16 protein-coding genes are annotated in these 13,175 nt (G+C 53.5%); 11 read left to right on the top strand and 5 right to left on the bottom strand.

Annotation, left to right across the window (positions count from 1 at the left end; genetic code table 11):
- Positions 1-23 precede the first annotated feature (23 nt).
- From ribH to ribA, 6 genes are all read left to right on the top strand, one after another.
- Positions 24-500: a 6,7-dimethyl-8-ribityllumazine synthase gene (gene ribH, locus MIB40_RS05315; protein WP_249691677.1), complete on the top strand. Its 477-nt coding sequence runs from the start codon at positions 24-26 to the stop codon at positions 498-500.
- 1 nt (position 501) lies between these two features.
- The gene (nusB, locus tag MIB40_RS05310; RefSeq protein ID WP_264758450.1) at positions 502-963 is read left to right on the top strand and encodes a transcription antitermination factor NusB; all 462 of its coding nucleotides are present in this window, start codon (positions 502-504) and stop codon (positions 961-963) included.
- Entirely contained in the window at positions 963-1,916 is a 954-nt protein-coding gene (gene thiL / locus MIB40_RS05305; RefSeq protein WP_249691675.1) for a thiamine-phosphate kinase, read from the top strand. Before nusB ends, thiL begins: the two co-directional genes overlap by 1 nt.
- Positions 1,917-1,927: 11 nt before the next feature.
- Entirely contained in the window at positions 1,928-2,404 is a 477-nt protein-coding gene (locus MIB40_RS05300; RefSeq protein WP_249691673.1) for a phosphatidylglycerophosphatase A family protein, read from the top strand.
- A gap of 122 nt (positions 2,405-2,526) precedes the next feature.
- Positions 2,527-3,180 carry a retropepsin-like aspartic protease family protein gene (locus MIB40_RS05295; protein WP_249691671.1) on the top strand — a complete coding sequence of 218 codons (654 nt, stop codon included), beginning with the start codon at positions 2,527-2,529 and terminating at the stop codon, positions 3,178-3,180.
- A gap of 121 nt (positions 3,181-3,301) precedes the next feature.
- Positions 3,302-3,901 (top strand): GTP cyclohydrolase II, encoded by a 600-nt coding sequence (gene ribA / locus MIB40_RS05290; protein ID WP_249691669.1) that lies wholly within the window; start codon positions 3,302-3,304, stop codon positions 3,899-3,901.
- Between the two features lie 59 nt (positions 3,902-3,960).
- Here ribA and dxs read toward each other — a convergent pair whose 3' ends face one another.
- From dxs to MIB40_RS05275, 3 genes are all read right to left on the bottom strand, one after another.
- A complete protein-coding gene (gene dxs, locus MIB40_RS05285; protein ID WP_249691667.1) occupies positions 3,961-5,883 on the bottom strand; it encodes a 1-deoxy-D-xylulose-5-phosphate synthase in 1,923 nt (640 codons plus the stop codon).
- A 65-nt stretch (positions 5,884-5,948) separates the two neighbouring features.
- Positions 5,949-6,833, bottom strand: a complete 885-nt coding sequence (ispA, locus tag MIB40_RS05280) for a (2E,6E)-farnesyl diphosphate synthase (RefSeq protein ID WP_249691665.1) — start codon at positions 6,831-6,833, stop codon at positions 5,949-5,951.
- Positions 6,830-7,072 carry an exodeoxyribonuclease VII small subunit gene (locus tag MIB40_RS05275; RefSeq protein WP_249691663.1) on the bottom strand — a complete coding sequence of 81 codons (243 nt, stop codon included), beginning with the start codon at positions 7,070-7,072 and terminating at the stop codon, positions 6,830-6,832. Before MIB40_RS05275 ends, ispA begins: the two co-directional genes overlap by 4 nt.
- Before the next feature lie 265 nt (positions 7,073-7,337).
- Here MIB40_RS05275 and pomA point away from each other — a divergent pair, with 265 nt between their 5' ends.
- Together pomA and MIB40_RS05265 are read left to right on the top strand one after the other, a co-directional pair.
- Positions 7,338-8,099 (top strand): flagellar motor protein PomA, encoded by a 762-nt coding sequence (gene pomA / locus MIB40_RS05270; RefSeq protein WP_249691661.1) that lies wholly within the window; start codon positions 7,338-7,340, stop codon positions 8,097-8,099.
- 39 nt (positions 8,100-8,138) lie between these two features.
- A complete protein-coding gene (locus tag MIB40_RS05265; RefSeq protein ID WP_249691659.1) occupies positions 8,139-9,128 on the top strand; it encodes a flagellar motor protein MotB in 990 nt (329 codons plus the stop codon).
- Between the two features lie 32 nt (positions 9,129-9,160).
- Here the strand turns inward: MIB40_RS05265 and MIB40_RS05260 are convergent, their stop codons facing one another.
- Both MIB40_RS05260 and MIB40_RS05255 read right to left on the bottom strand, forming a co-directional pair.
- Positions 9,161-9,556 (bottom strand): hypothetical protein, encoded by a 396-nt coding sequence (locus tag MIB40_RS05260; protein WP_249691658.1) that lies wholly within the window; start codon positions 9,554-9,556, stop codon positions 9,161-9,163.
- Positions 9,543-10,199, bottom strand: a complete 657-nt coding sequence (locus tag MIB40_RS05255) for a hypothetical protein (protein ID WP_249691656.1) — start codon at positions 10,197-10,199, stop codon at positions 9,543-9,545. Before MIB40_RS05255 ends, MIB40_RS05260 begins: the two co-directional genes overlap by 14 nt.
- Positions 10,200-10,369: 170 nt before the next feature.
- On the opposite strand from MIB40_RS05255, the gene MIB40_RS05250 reads away from it, so the two are divergent.
- From MIB40_RS05250 to MIB40_RS05240, 3 genes are read left to right on the top strand one after another with little or no spacing between them, the layout of a single operon-like run.
- Positions 10,370-12,046 (top strand): ATP-binding protein, encoded by a 1,677-nt coding sequence (locus MIB40_RS05250; protein ID WP_249691653.1) that lies wholly within the window; start codon positions 10,370-10,372, stop codon positions 12,044-12,046.
- Complete coding sequence (locus MIB40_RS05245; RefSeq protein ID WP_249691652.1) at positions 12,043-12,456, top strand: hypothetical protein; 414 nt, start codon at positions 12,043-12,045, stop codon at positions 12,454-12,456. The genes MIB40_RS05250 and MIB40_RS05245 overlap by 4 nt, the downstream gene beginning before the upstream one ends.
- Before the next feature lie 59 nt (positions 12,457-12,515).
- The gene (locus tag MIB40_RS05240; protein ID WP_249691650.1) at positions 12,516-13,172 is read left to right on the top strand and encodes a glutathione S-transferase family protein; all 657 of its coding nucleotides are present in this window, start codon (positions 12,516-12,518) and stop codon (positions 13,170-13,172) included.
- The last annotated feature ends 3 nt before the right edge of the window (positions 13,173-13,175 follow it).

Genomic DNA, 13,175 nt, shown 5'->3' with positions numbered 1-13,175 from the left:
TTTAAGACGACGAGGATTTATCTATGTCTACAATCAAGACTATTGAAGGAAACCTGACCCCAAACCCTGGTAAGTACGCCATAGTTGTTGGTCGCTGGAATGCGTTCGTGGTTGAAAGTCTGCTCGAAGGCGCCGTGGACTCACTGACTCGTCACGGTGTCAGCGATGAAGATATTACTATCATCCGCTGCCCGGGCGCGTTTGAAATTCCCCTGGTGGTGAAGAAAGCCGCCAAATCGGGCAATTATGATGCGGTGATTGCGCTGGGCGCGGTGATCCGTGGTGGAACGCCTCATTTCGAATATGTTGCCGGTGAATGTGTGAAAGGCCTGGGTGTTGTGGCGTTGGAGTCGGAAGTGCCGGTATCCTTTGGTGTATTGACGGTGGACAGCATCGAACAAGCCGTCGAGCGTTCCGGTACCAAGGCCGGTAATAAAGGTGAAGAGGCAGCCATGTCAGCCTTTGAAATGGTCAATCTGCTGAACGAAATGGGAGAGTGAATTGAGCAACCAAGGGAATAACAAACTTCGACCCGCTGCTCGACGCAAGGCACGCCAGTTAAGTCTGCAGGCGCTTTATCAATGGCATATGGCGCAAGCCAATGTGTCTGATATCGATGCCCAGTTCCGCACCGATAATGACTTTAGCAAGATCGATGGTGAATACTTCAGCGAGCTGCTGGGGGAAATTCCCAAGCAACTGGACGAACTCGATGGTGCCGTCGAGCCCTTGCTGGATCGTTCCCTCGACGAGCTGGACCCGATCGAGCGGACGATTTTACGCATCGGCGCCTACGAGTTATTGCGTCGCCACGATGTGCCCTACCGCGTGGTTATCAACGAAGGCATTGAACTCGCCAAGCGTTTCGGTGCCGCTGAAAGCCACAAATACGTGAACGGCATTCTCGATAAAATGGCTGCGGCCGTACGCTCTCCCGAAGTGAACAATCATCGTAAATCCTGATGCCCGGTGAGTTTGAGTTGATCCGGCGCTACTTTGATCGCGCCGGGCTCGCCGACCCCCATCCCGATGTTGTGCTGGGGATTGGCGACGACTGCGCCATCATTGAGCCGCCCAGCCAGCATCAACTCTGTTTTTCGGTCGATACTCTGGTCGCCGATGTGCATTTCCCGGCCAGCGCCGACCCGACTCTGATCGCCCGTCGGGCGCTGGCAATCAATCTTAGTGATCTGGCCGCAATGGGGGCAACGCCTCTCTGTTTTACTCTGGCGATCAGCTTGCCCGAGGCTGATACAAGCTGGTTGCAAGCCTTTTCCGAAGGGTTGGCCAGCGAAGCCACCCAGCATGGTATTTGCCTGGTGGGGGGAGACACCACACGAGGCCCCTTGTCCCTGACGCTGCAGGTGCAGGGTGCCCTACCCAGGGGGCAGTCGCTGCGCCGTGATGGTGCCCGAATCGGCGATCTGATACTGGTCAGTGGCACGCTGGGGGATGGGGCTGGCGCGCTGGATTACCTTGATGCGCCGGCCAATGAACTCGATTGTCATCAGCGTTTTTTGTTACAGCGTTATTATCAGCCGCAACCACGCTTGCAACTGGGGCAACAACTACTGGCAATGGGGGGCCGTAGCGGAATCGATATCTCCGATGGTTTGCTGGCCGATCTGGGGCATCTGCTCGAGCGCAGTGGCCTGGGGGCTGAGGTTAATGTTGACGCTTTGCCCCTGTCGAGCGCCTTACAGGCCCTTCGTCCGGACCAAGCACAATCCCTGGCGCTCAGCGGTGGTGATGATTACGAGCTCTGTTTTACCCTGCCAGAAACGCTCTGGAATCAACATAAAGCGTCCCTTTGTGCGCTGGTGTCCTGCACGCCAATCGGGCATATTCGTACGGATACGGGTCTACGGGATGCTAATGGCAAGCCCTTGGTATCCAACGGCTATCAACATTTTTAAACGGAGCTTTTATGGCAGATACCCCAGCCAGTGTATGGCGCAACCCGATTCACTTTGTTGCCTTCGGTTTTGGTAGTGGCGCGTCGCCCAAGGCTCCCGGTACGGTTGGCACACTGGCCGCGATTCCTTTCTATCTGTTGCTCCAATATTTGCCGTTGGCCAATTATCTCTTGGTGGTGTTGGTGGCTTTTGTTGTTGGCTGCTGGTTGTGCGAGATCACCTCCCGGGATATCGGTGTGCACGATCATGGCGGCATCGTCTGGGATGAGTTTGTCGGTTTCTGGATCACCATGATCGCAGCGCCCCCCGGTTGGCTGTGGATTGTGATTGGCTTTGGTCTGTTTCGCTTTTTCGATATCCTCAAGCCTTGGCCAATCCGTTGGCTGGATAAGAAAGTAGGCGGTGGTTTTGGCATTATGATCGACGATGTACTGGCGGGTCTGTTTGCGTTAGTGGTGATGCAACTGCTCCACCTGTGGCTGGTCTAACCGATTATCAGCCGTTCAATTCGGATCATGATCGTGCGTCATCAGCGTTAATGCTTGCTTGATGGAATGAACCAGAGGCTGGTTCATCTATCCAATAAATTGCCCCAGGCAGGGAGTTGCAGGTGCGAAGTTTGCTCAAAGTATTGGCAAGTGGCTTGATGGTGATCCTGCTGTCAACGCCGCTATGGGCGGCACCACAGGTGCGTGTTCAGGGACTGTTTCCTGGCGCGGCAGTGGTTATTATCGATGGCGAACGTCACCTGCTTAAAGCCGGTCGTAAGGCGGTCAAGGGGGTTCGCCTGCTGGAAGCGGATGCCCAGAGTGCGCTGTTGCTGATCGATGGCAAGGAGCAACGCCTGACGTTATCGAAAGAGGTCAACAGCCGTTTTACCCAGGCCGAGCAGAAACAGGTAAGAGTCAGCCTGGATCGAGCCTCAGGCAGCTATCCGGTATTTGGTGCGATTAATGGCCGATCGGTGCAGATGGTAGTCGATACCGGCGCGACCATGATCGCTATGAGTTCCGTGCAAGCGGATGCTATAGGGCTCGATTATTCCCAAGGCAAGTTGCGCCCTATTACCACGGCCAGCGACCAGGTCATGGCCCACGAAATCTACCTGGACCGGGTCAGTATTGGCGGTATTGAGCAGCGCAATATCTATGCGGTTGTGGTTCAGGGCGCCTATCCCACCAAGGTGCTGCTGGGTATGAGCTTCCTGAAAAATCTGCGCATGCAGGAGGAAGGTGGCGTGCTGCTGCTGGAGCAGAAATTCTAACCCATTCAGCGTTTCTATGGGCCGGATTCAACGCCATGCTAATGGTGTGCAGGATCCGCCTGTCCTGATAGAATGCCGTCCCTCGACTGCGCTTGCAGTGGCCGAATTTTAGGAGTTGTCTGTGTCCATACGTTACGTCGCCACCTCGAAACTGCCTACCCCTTATGGGGTATTTTGCATGCACGGTTTCGAAGATACCGAGACGGGTAAAGAGCATGTGGCGCTCAGTATGGGGACGGTCGATGATGGTGAGCCGGTCTTGGCTCGGGTACATTCGGAATGTCTCACCGGGGACGCCCTGTTCAGTATGCGCTGCGACTGTGGCGCCCAGCTGGAAGCCGCATTGAAGGCGATCTCGGAAGAGGGCCGGGGTGTGTTGCTGTATTTGCGCCAGGAAGGTCGTGGTATCGGCCTGATGAACAAGATTCGCGCCTACAAATTACAGGATGCTGGTGCCGATACGGTAGAAGCCAATGAACAGCTGGGTTTCGATGCCGATATGCGCGAATACAGCATGTGTGAAGTCATGCTCAAGCAGCTCAATGTCAGCTCACTGCGTTTGATGACCAACAATCCCCGCAAAGTAAAGGCGATGGAATCGGTGGGTGTGGCGGTAACCGAGCGTTGTCCTCTGCAGACCGGACGTAACCCCCACAATGAAAAATACCTGCAAACCAAGGCGGGTAAGCTGGGTCACTGGATTACACCTCCGGAGACATGAGTGCTTCGGAGTGGTAACCGCTTCCCTAGTTATCTTTCGAAAACCACCCAGGTTGGCGCTCAGCGTTTGACTGCGTTTGGCTTCGGTTCGACATTCAGATTGGTCGTCAGGCGTTCCTGCACCGAGGCAATAATGCCTTTGGCATCCAGCCCGCATTCAGCCAGTAATTCGCTTGGCTTACCATGCTCGATAAAACGATCGGGAATTCCCAGATTCAATACCGGCACCTGTATTCCCTCGGCTTGCAGAAATTCATTGATAGCCGAGCCGGCTCCGCCCATGACCGCCCCTTCTTCGAGGGTGACCAGAAGCTCGCCTTGAAGCGCCAATGAGCGAATCAGGTTTTCATCCAACGGCTTGACAAAGCGCATGTTGGCGACACTGGCGTTCAGGGTTTCTGCGGCCTCCAGTGCGTTGTGAAGTAATGTGCCAAAGGCCAGAATGGCAATTCCCGAACCGCCGTTTCGGCGCATCTCACCAACCCCCAGCGGAATTGAGTCGAGGGTCGGGGTGATCTCGACACCAATGCCGTTGCCTCGAGGGTAACGAACCGCCGCAGGCCCTGTATGATGATAACCGGTGCTCAGCATTCGACGGGTTTCGTTTTCGTCCGCCGGGGTCATGATCACCATATTGGGCACGCAGCGCATATAGGGGATGTCATAGCAGCCGGCGTGTGTCGGGCCGTCTTCCCCGACCAGACCGGCGCGGTCGATGGCGAATAGCACATCGAGATCTTGCACGGCGACATCATGGATCAGCTGATCGTAGGCGCGCTGTAAGAAGGTGGAATAGATGGCGACCACCGGTTTGCCGCCATCGCAGGCGATGCCGGCGGCCAGGGTCACAGCATGTTGTTCGGCAATGGCTACATCGAAATAGCGATCAGGGAAACGTTCGGCAAAGGTGATCAGGTCAGAACCGTCCTTCATGGCGGGAGTGATGCCCACCAGATTGGGTTCCTGCTCGGCCATATCGACTAGCCAATTACCAAAGACGTTGGAGTATTTGGGAGGCTTGGGTACCTGGGTTGCGGGCTTGACCGGCACCTCGGGTTCCAGTTTTGTGATGGCGTGATAGCCGATAGGGTCTTGCTCGGCCGGGGCAAATCCATGACCTTTTTGGGTGACTACATGAAGAAACTGCGGACCTTTCAGGTTGCGCATGTTCTGCAAGGTGCTGACCAGGGCATCGAGATTATGGCCATCAATAGGGCCGATGTAGTTGAAGCCCAGTTCCTCAAACAGAGTGCCCGGTGCCACCATCCCCTTGACGTGTTCTTCGGTTCGCTTGGCCAGTTCCCAGGCCTTGGGAATACCGCTCAGCACCTTGCGACTGCCTTCGCGCATGTTGTGGTAGGTGCGACTGGACAGCAGGCGGGCGAAGTAATTGGACAGGCCGCCAACATTGGCCGAAATCGACATGTCGTTATCGTTCAGTACAACCAGCAGGTTGGCGTCGACATCGGAGGCGTGGTTGAGGGCTTCGAACGCCATGCCAGCGGTCATGGCACCGTCACCAATAACAGCAATCGCGCGGCGGTCTTTACCTTGCAGGCGTGAGGCGATTGCCATCCCCAGCGCGGCACTGATCGAGGTGCTGGAATGGCCAACCCCAAAGGTGTCATAGGGACTTTCGCTGCGTCGAGGAAAGGCCGCGAGGCCATCGCGCTGGCGCAGGCTCAGCATGGCTTCACGGCGCCCGGTAAGAATCTTGTGCGGGTAGGCTTGATGCCCGACATCCCACACCAGTCTGTCTTCCGGGGTGTTGAAAATATAATGCAGGGCAATGGTCAGTTCCACTACCCCCAACCCGGCACCAAAGTGACCGCCCGTCTGGCCGACAGAATAGAGCAAGTACTCGCGTAATTGTTTCGCCAGCTCGGGCAGTTCGCGGCTGTCAAAATCGCGCAGCTGAGCAGGGGAATCTACCCTATCCAGTAACGGAGTATCGGGTCGTTGTCGCGGTATTTCATGGAACATAAAGCGGGTGGTATCTGTCGGTTCTTATAGGGGAAAAAGGCGTGTAGACCGGCCATTCTACTCCGCTAATGGCTGCGATGCACGATGTATCGGGCCAGCTCGCGCAGGGGTGTGGAGCGCTCATCAAAACCGCCAAGAGCGTTAAGTGCACCCTCCAGCAATTCTCTGGCTTTTGCTTTAGCCCCGGCCAGCCCGAGCAGGGCCGGGTAGGTGGGCTTGTTCAAGGCCACGTCGGCGCCCTGGGTTTTACCCAGGGTTTCAGTATCGGCTTCGATATCCAGGATGTCGTCCTGGACCTGGAAAGCGAGGCCTATGCACTGAGCGTAATCGTTCAGTTGACTGCGTTGCTGTGGCGTTGCACCGGCAATCAGGGCGCCCATTTCAACGCTGGCGCAGATCAGCGCGCCGGTCTTGTGATTGTGCATCAGCTCAAGCTGTTCCAGCGTCAGGGGCTGGCCGACGGCCTGCAGATCAATCGCTTGTCCTGCCACCATGCCCTGGATACCGGACGCTTTGCTCAGGGCGCGTACCAGTTGCAGCTGGGTCTGGGCATCAAGGGGGCTGGAGGATTGGCACAGCTGTTCGAAGGCGAGGGTTTGCAAGGCATCCCCGGCCAGGATAGCGGTCGCCTCATCGAATGCGATATGGCAGGTGGGTTTGCCGCGGCGCAGGTCATCGTCATCCATGGCAGGAAGGTCATCGTGAATCAAGGAATAGGCATGAACGAGTTCCACAGCAGCAGCGGCTTCGACAGCCAGCTCGGGACTGCCACCGAGGGCCTCGGTGCTGGCAAGTACCAGCATGGGCCGTACCCGTTTGCCACCATTGAACAGACTGTACTGCATCGCTTCACGCAATCGTTCGGCGCCTACCGGGGCCTGGGACACCACTTGCAAAAGCTGGCGGTCTACACGCTCCTGGCATTGACTCAGATAGTGCTCGATGTTCATTCGCTGTCTGCAGGAATGAAGGGTTCGTTGGTCAGTCGCTGCTCCTTTTCGACCAGCAACTCGACTTTTTGCTGGGCGGAGGTCAGTGCTTGCTGGCAGTCGCGTGTCAGGCTGACACCCTGTTCGAACGCCTGCAGGGATTGTTCCAGGGAAAGCTCACCGGATTCCATCTTTTCTACCAGCGCTTCGAGTTCGGCAAGGGATTGTTCAAATGCAAATCCCGGCTTCTTTTTGGCCATGATTGATCGCTCATAATGATGAAGGCGCAACAGTACCGAACTGCCCTGCAGTGGTCAAACCGCAGACAATCTTCATACTTTAGTGGTTAAAGATGTCACAGGGTTGGCATTCGAGCCTATATTAAAAAGGAGTGACTGGAGAATAGAAGGGTTTTGGGATAAGTTGCCTACAATACGAAATGGCGACTGCAGCAATACCCTTGTCTGGTGTTCAATCCGGACAAAATGGGCTGGGTTGTTTCTCTAACTGACTAAGGAGTGATCTGTGGATTTAGCGACCATACTGGGCCTGTTTGGGGCTTTCGGTATTGTTATTGCTGCGATGATTCTCGGCGGATCGGGGGGGATGTTTTTTAATGTGCCCTCATTGTTGATTGTCATTGTCGGAACCATTTTTGCGGTATTGATGAAATTTACGGTCAAACAATTTTTTGGTGCCTTCAAGGTGGCCGGAAAGAGCTTTAAATTTCAATCCACCGATCTCAACGCCCTGATTGACGAGGTCGTTGAGCTGGCTGACACCGCTCGTAAAGGCGGCCTGTTGGCGCTGGAAGAGAAAGAGCCCAGCCACCCTTTTCTGGAACAGGGGATTCAGTTGCTGGTGGACGGCCATGACCCGTCCGTCGTCAAAGTCATGCTGACCAAGGATATGAAGCTCTCGGTTAGTCGTCACGAACTTGGGGCAAAGATCTTCAGTGCGATCGGTGATGTCGCGCCGGCAATGGGAATGATTGGTACTCTGGTCGGTCTGGTGCAGATGCTTGCAAATATGAGCGACCCCAAGTCGATTGGCCCGGCCATGGCAGTGGCCCTGCTGACCACCTTGTATGGGGCGATGATCGCAAACATGCTGGCGCTGCCTCTGGCCGACAAGTTGTCTTTGCGCCGGGATGAGGAAGCCCTGACCAAATCCCTGATTATCGATGCCCTGCTGGCCATTCAGGAAGGACAGAACCCAAGGGTGATCTCCTCCATGCTGCGTAACTATTTGCCATCGTCTTCACGAGAGGTTGAGGAGTCCGAGTAATGGCGTTACTGGTATTGATTCGATGCCTGCGGAGTCCGTATGTCTGACATCGATGAAGAGTGCGAATGTCCGGAATGTCCCGCTGTCGCTGGCTGGTTGGCAACGTTTGCCGATCTGATGTCGCTGTTGATGTGTTTTTTCGTACTGCTGTTGTCTTTCTCCGAGATCAACGCGCTTAAATTCAAGCAGATTGCGGGTTCCCTGCGGGATGCGTTCGGGGTGCAGTCGGAACTCAAATTAAAGGAGATACCCAAAGGCACCAGCATCATTATGCAGGAGTTCAGTCCTGCCAAGCCGGAGCCGACCCCGATCAATGAAATCCGTCAACATACTACCACTATGACCAAACCGGATCTGGATATCATCTGCACCCCAGGCCAGGAGACCAAAACCGGCCAGAGCGCCGCCGTTGATGGTATCAAAAACGAGCAAACCGCGAAGCGAGTGCAGGAGGTCATCGAGCAGACCGAAACCCATGCCCAGCAACTGGCTACTGCTCTGCATGCGCAGGTTGAGCAAGGCAATATAGAGATCGAGACAAAGGCTCGAAAAATTGTCATTCGGGTGCAGGAAAACGGCTCGTTCTCCTCTGGCTCGGCGGAGCTTCAGGCGGAGTTTTACCCCATTATGGAGAATATCCAGGGCGTGCTGAAAAGTGTCGAAGGCTCGATCTCTATCGAAGGCCATACCGACAGTATTCCGATTGACACGGCTCGCTTCGAATCTAACTGGGCTCTGTCATCGGCCCGTGCGGTATCGGTTGCCCATGCTTTGTTGATTGGCCGTGATGGAATTGATCCGTCGAGGTTGCAAGTAAGAGGATTTGCCGAGACCCATCCCCTGGAATCCAATGCCAGTCCCGAAGGTCGAGCCAAAAATCGGCGGGTTGAAATTGTCATCACCGAAGATCTGGCTCCTGAGCTGAAAGAGGATCTCAAGCAGCTTAGGGAAAGCGATACCCAGTTGTACGACAGCCTCGATCTACAAGATAGCGAGCTGTTTGATCTGCGCCCCGACGAGGTCTTTTAATTACGCCCAGAACCGGTTGTGCCCTGCTTGTTTTATCGTCCGCAACGCGCCTGCAGCTGTTGAGCGGCTTGCTGATAAGCAAACAGGGCCTGTCGGGTCTCAGGCTTTATTCGAGCACCACGGTTGAGGCAGTTAAACAGGCTTTGTTGTAACTCGTCATTACGCTTTTGGGTCTGCTGTAATCGGGCTGGATCACAATGGGCTGGCGCCTGCTCGACCCACTGTTTTAATTGCTCCAGCTCAGCAAGTGACGGCGTGGTCACGGCACATTGGAGCGGAGCTGCTATTGCTAGGTCGGCGGCGAACCACAAAGCCAATAAAGAAAGAATATGAAGGCGAATCCGCTTGCTGTCTGGCGCAGGTGTTTGCAGGTAATCGGAACTGACAGTCTTTCGTCTGGAATTCATATTCTTCTTACTGATCGACATGGGTGAGTTTCCTGAACCATTGGTTGCTAGCCAGCGCGGCGCGTTGCCAGAGGTCAATTTTCTGGTCGCAAGAGCGATTGATGCGAATGGTCAGATTGCCGTCCTGGTATCGTGGAAGTTCTCGAGGCGTGCTGCGAGCAATCAGACCGGACTGGGTGCGGTAGACGGTGTATGTTTTCAGGGTGTCGATGCTTTGATAGGTTGAACTGCCGTATTCTGCATCGAGCAACAGATTATAAGGCCCCAGCGACTGGCTGATGCTCACCAGATCAAGCGCTGATTGCTCACCCAGATGGTAAACTCGATGAGGCTTACGGTTGGCTTCGGCGACGGAAGAATAGCGACCGCTCAAGCGCTCCAGCCGGTAACGGGCATCCAGTCCCAGGAGCGTTGCGAAAGGTTTCCATTTGATAAATTGGGCGTCGATGCGCCATTGGTCGCCAAGGAGTTCGTATTGTCCCCATTGGCAGCCGTTGTGCCCTCTTAACGTGGCCATATGCTGTTGAGGTGCAATTTGACGAAACTGTATTTCCACCAGAGGCTCCTCCTGAGTTAAACGTTGTACGCTATAGAACCAGCCGGCGATCAATAATGCGACCAACAGAAGCATCAGAGCCAGGGGAAGCAACAACCAGCGCATCATTGAGCGGTCCCCATGTGGGAAGTCTTCGCAAGGTTAAAGCTGGTACTGAGTCTTAAGTGACTGTGGTTGGTGTACATGGCAAATGGTCCGGGTTTTTCCTATGCTGGTGCTAGGGCAACTCTGAATTCATCAAGGTTGCCCTAAATCTGTGGGTGAGACCGTTTTTCTCTATGACCAGTTTATCAAGAACCCTGCTCAAAAGAGTGTTGTCGATCTACTTTGCGCTGACCTTTCTCGTCACTTTGATACAGGTTGTCGCCGAGTTTTACAGTGCTCGAGATGTTATCCAGACCGATATGCAGCATACCCTGGAGAGTTTGCAGCAGGGGCTGGCGCAGGCCGTGTGGGAGATAAATCCAGAGCAGGAATCGGCGCTGATCGACGGCCTGATTCAATTACCTTCAGTGGTGGGAGTTGAAGTCTACCATTTCGACGATGAGACCCGTATCCGCCGAGGGGTAACTCCGGAGCGAACCACTCAACTTGCCAATTCACAACAGCAGACGCACAGCTTCAGAGCCTCGGGGCGTTTGTTTGGTCTCGAGATGCCTCTTGTTTATGGTTCTCCTGGGGCTTCGCTTACGGTTGGCAGGGTCGCCATTTACTCCAGCGATCAAGTGGCTTTTGAGCGTATCAAAGTCAGTCTTATCTTTCTTATTTTCAATGCCATGCTAAAGACTGCGCTATTAATCTTTATGTTCTTGTGGGTTTTCAGAAGATTACTATCGAAGCCTTTAACCTCCTTTGCTCGTCAGATCGGGGGTATGGATTTACACAATATGAACAAAATCCATATTCATCAGGAAAAAGAAAATGAACTGACTTTACTAAGCGCTACCTTTAATCGTTTGGTTGATAAATTGATGGAAAATCGGCGTGAGCTGGATCGACACAATACAACTCTGGCGGAAGAAGTTGAAAAAAGTACCTTTGCTTTACAGGAAAGTCTGAATGAGATGGAAGTGAGGGAGGCGTTTTTAGCCAAGGAAGTTGAGTTGCGTTTACAGGCTGAACAGGAGCTAAAGGCCAGCTACCGAGCCCTCAAGCAATCTCAGGGGGAACTTGATCGGGCCCAGGATCAATTGGTGGCATCGCAAAAATTGAACGAGTTGGGCCAAATGGTGGCCGAGGTGACCCATGAGTTGAATACTCCCATAGGCATCGCGATCACGAGCAGTTCATATCTCGAAAACAAGATGAAAGAGTTGGATAAACTGTTTAAGGATAGAAAAATAACCATTCGCTTGATGGAACAATATCTGGCGGGTGGTATGGAAAGCGCTGAATTGATACGGATGAATATGCAGCGTGCCGCTGAGTTGATATCCGACTTCAAACTGATTGCTGTTGACGAAGCCAGTGATCGTTTGCGGACAGTAAACTTGCGAGAATACGTCGATAGCATCGTCAGGTCGCTTCACCATAAACACAAACGTACTGAGCACCGGATTGATGTGGATTGTGACAGAGATATCGTGCTCTATTGCCGGCCTGGTGCTATAGCGCAAATCTTTACCAATCTGATCATGAACAGTTTGGTTCATGGTTTCGAAGCGATGGACAATGGCGTTATTAGCATCACTGCCCGTAAAGAGTCAGGGGTCGTCAGTCTTATTTATGAGGACAATGGCAAAGGCTTGAGCGAAGAACAGCTGGAGAAGCTGTTTGATCCCTTCTATACCACGCGACCCTCAGAGGGTGGCAGCGGTTTAGGGGCGCATATTGTGCGTAAACTGGTCACCGAAGACCTTCAGGGCAGTATAGAGGCCGAGTCATTACCGGGAGAAGGCCTTCGTTACCGTATGATGATTCCGATACGATCGGAAGAGGCGTCGACTCCGCCATGAGAGAACATGGCAGCTATAGCATAAGGATCACAGGGCGAGTCATCGAGTGCGATTGTTATGGCTCCTGGAATGATGAAACGGCTCAGCGCTATTGCCGAGAGCAGCGGGCAATAGTACGACAGTTGGGTGCAGATTCCTGGGCTAAAATACTCGATCTGAGTGAGTGGGAGTTGGGCACGCCCAGTATTCAGTTACCGCTTAATGAACTCTATGTCTGGAATGCATTGCATGGTCAAACGCGGCAGATCAATATCCGGCATCATAGTTTGTTCAAGGATATGCATCTGAAAAATATCATTCCTGACAACACAAGCATCATTATAACGGAGATGAAAAATTGGTCCGAAGCTCGAGACCTGCTCTGCTCTGAAGGGTTTCTGACGGCAAGAGAGCGTTCTTCTCTTGAGTAACCAGTAACAAACCTCTAGCCTGTCCTAATCTATCAATAATTCAAAAATAAGGACCCTTCATGTTGAAACTCTATGGCTTTCCGGTCAGTAACTACTTCAATATGGTTAAGTTGGCACTTCTGGAGAAAGATATCCCGTTCGAAGAGGTAAAAGTTTACCCCAACCAGAGCGAGGAATATCTGGAGATCAGCCCGATGGGTAAGGTTCCCTGTCTGGTGACTGACCAGGGGCCCCTGACAGAAACCAGTGCGATTCTTGATTACATCGAAGAAAGCCAGCCCGGCGTCCCCTTGTATCCTCAACAAGCCTTTGCTCGGGCCAAGGTCCGTGAACTGATTCATGAGATGGAGCTTTACATCGAGCTTCCTGCCCGACGCTGTTTCGCTGAGGTCTTTTTTGGTGGCAAGGTAAGCGTTGAAACCCGGCAGGAAGTCGAAGCCGCTTTAGAGAAAGGGGTTGCATGCCTTAAACGACGTGCGTTATTTGCACCTTATGTGTCTGGTGAAGAGTTTGGGTATGCCGATATCTTTTTCCTGCACAGTGTTGAGTTGGCCAACCAGGTGTCGAAAAAACTGTTTCAGAAAGATCTGTTAGAAGGTATGCCGGGTGCGTCAGAGCTTATGGAACGCCTGGCTCAGCGGCCACTGGCGCAGAAGGTGACCGCTGACCTGCATGCCGGCATGGAAGAGTTTGCTAAAATTCGATCGGCAAAATAGCAA

The organism is Aestuariirhabdus haliotis, assembly GCF_023509475.1.
GTDB classification, from domain to species: Bacteria; Pseudomonadota; Gammaproteobacteria; order Pseudomonadales; family Aestuariirhabdaceae; genus Aestuariirhabdus; species Aestuariirhabdus haliotis.
The sequence above is the reverse complement of the archived record's forward strand: the minus strand, read 5'-3'. Positions and strand labels throughout refer to the sequence as shown.

Coding starts and splice junctions, on each gene's coding strand:
- ribH (WP_249691677.1), top strand. CDS start 24: ATGTCTACAATCAAGACTATTGAAGGAAACCTGACCCCAAACCCTGGT.
- thiL (WP_249691675.1), top strand. CDS start 963: ATGCCCGGTGAGTTTGAGTTGATCCGGCGCTACTTTGATCGCGCCGGG.
- MIB40_RS05300 (WP_249691673.1), top strand. CDS start 1,928: ATGGCAGATACCCCAGCCAGTGTATGGCGCAACCCGATTCACTTTGTT.
- dxs (WP_249691667.1), bottom strand. CDS start 5,883: ATGTTCCATGAAATACCGCGACAACGACCCGATACTCCGTTACTGGAT.
- ispA (WP_249691665.1), bottom strand. CDS start 6,833: ATGAACATCGAGCACTATCTGAGTCAATGCCAGGAGCGTGTAGACCGC.
- MIB40_RS05275 (WP_249691663.1), bottom strand. CDS start 7,072: ATGGCCAAAAAGAAGCCGGGATTTGCATTTGAACAATCCCTTGCCGAA.
- MIB40_RS05265 (WP_249691659.1), top strand. CDS start 8,139: ATGTCTGACATCGATGAAGAGTGCGAATGTCCGGAATGTCCCGCTGTC.
- MIB40_RS05260 (WP_249691658.1), bottom strand. CDS start 9,556: ATGTCGATCAGTAAGAAGAATATGAATTCCAGACGAAAGACTGTCAGT.
- MIB40_RS05255 (WP_249691656.1), bottom strand. CDS start 10,199: ATGATGCGCTGGTTGTTGCTTCCCCTGGCTCTGATGCTTCTGTTGGTC.
- MIB40_RS05250 (WP_249691653.1), top strand. CDS start 10,370: ATGACCAGTTTATCAAGAACCCTGCTCAAAAGAGTGTTGTCGATCTAC.
- MIB40_RS05245 (WP_249691652.1), top strand. CDS start 12,043: ATGAGAGAACATGGCAGCTATAGCATAAGGATCACAGGGCGAGTCATC.
- MIB40_RS05240 (WP_249691650.1), top strand. CDS start 12,516: ATGTTGAAACTCTATGGCTTTCCGGTCAGTAACTACTTCAATATGGTT.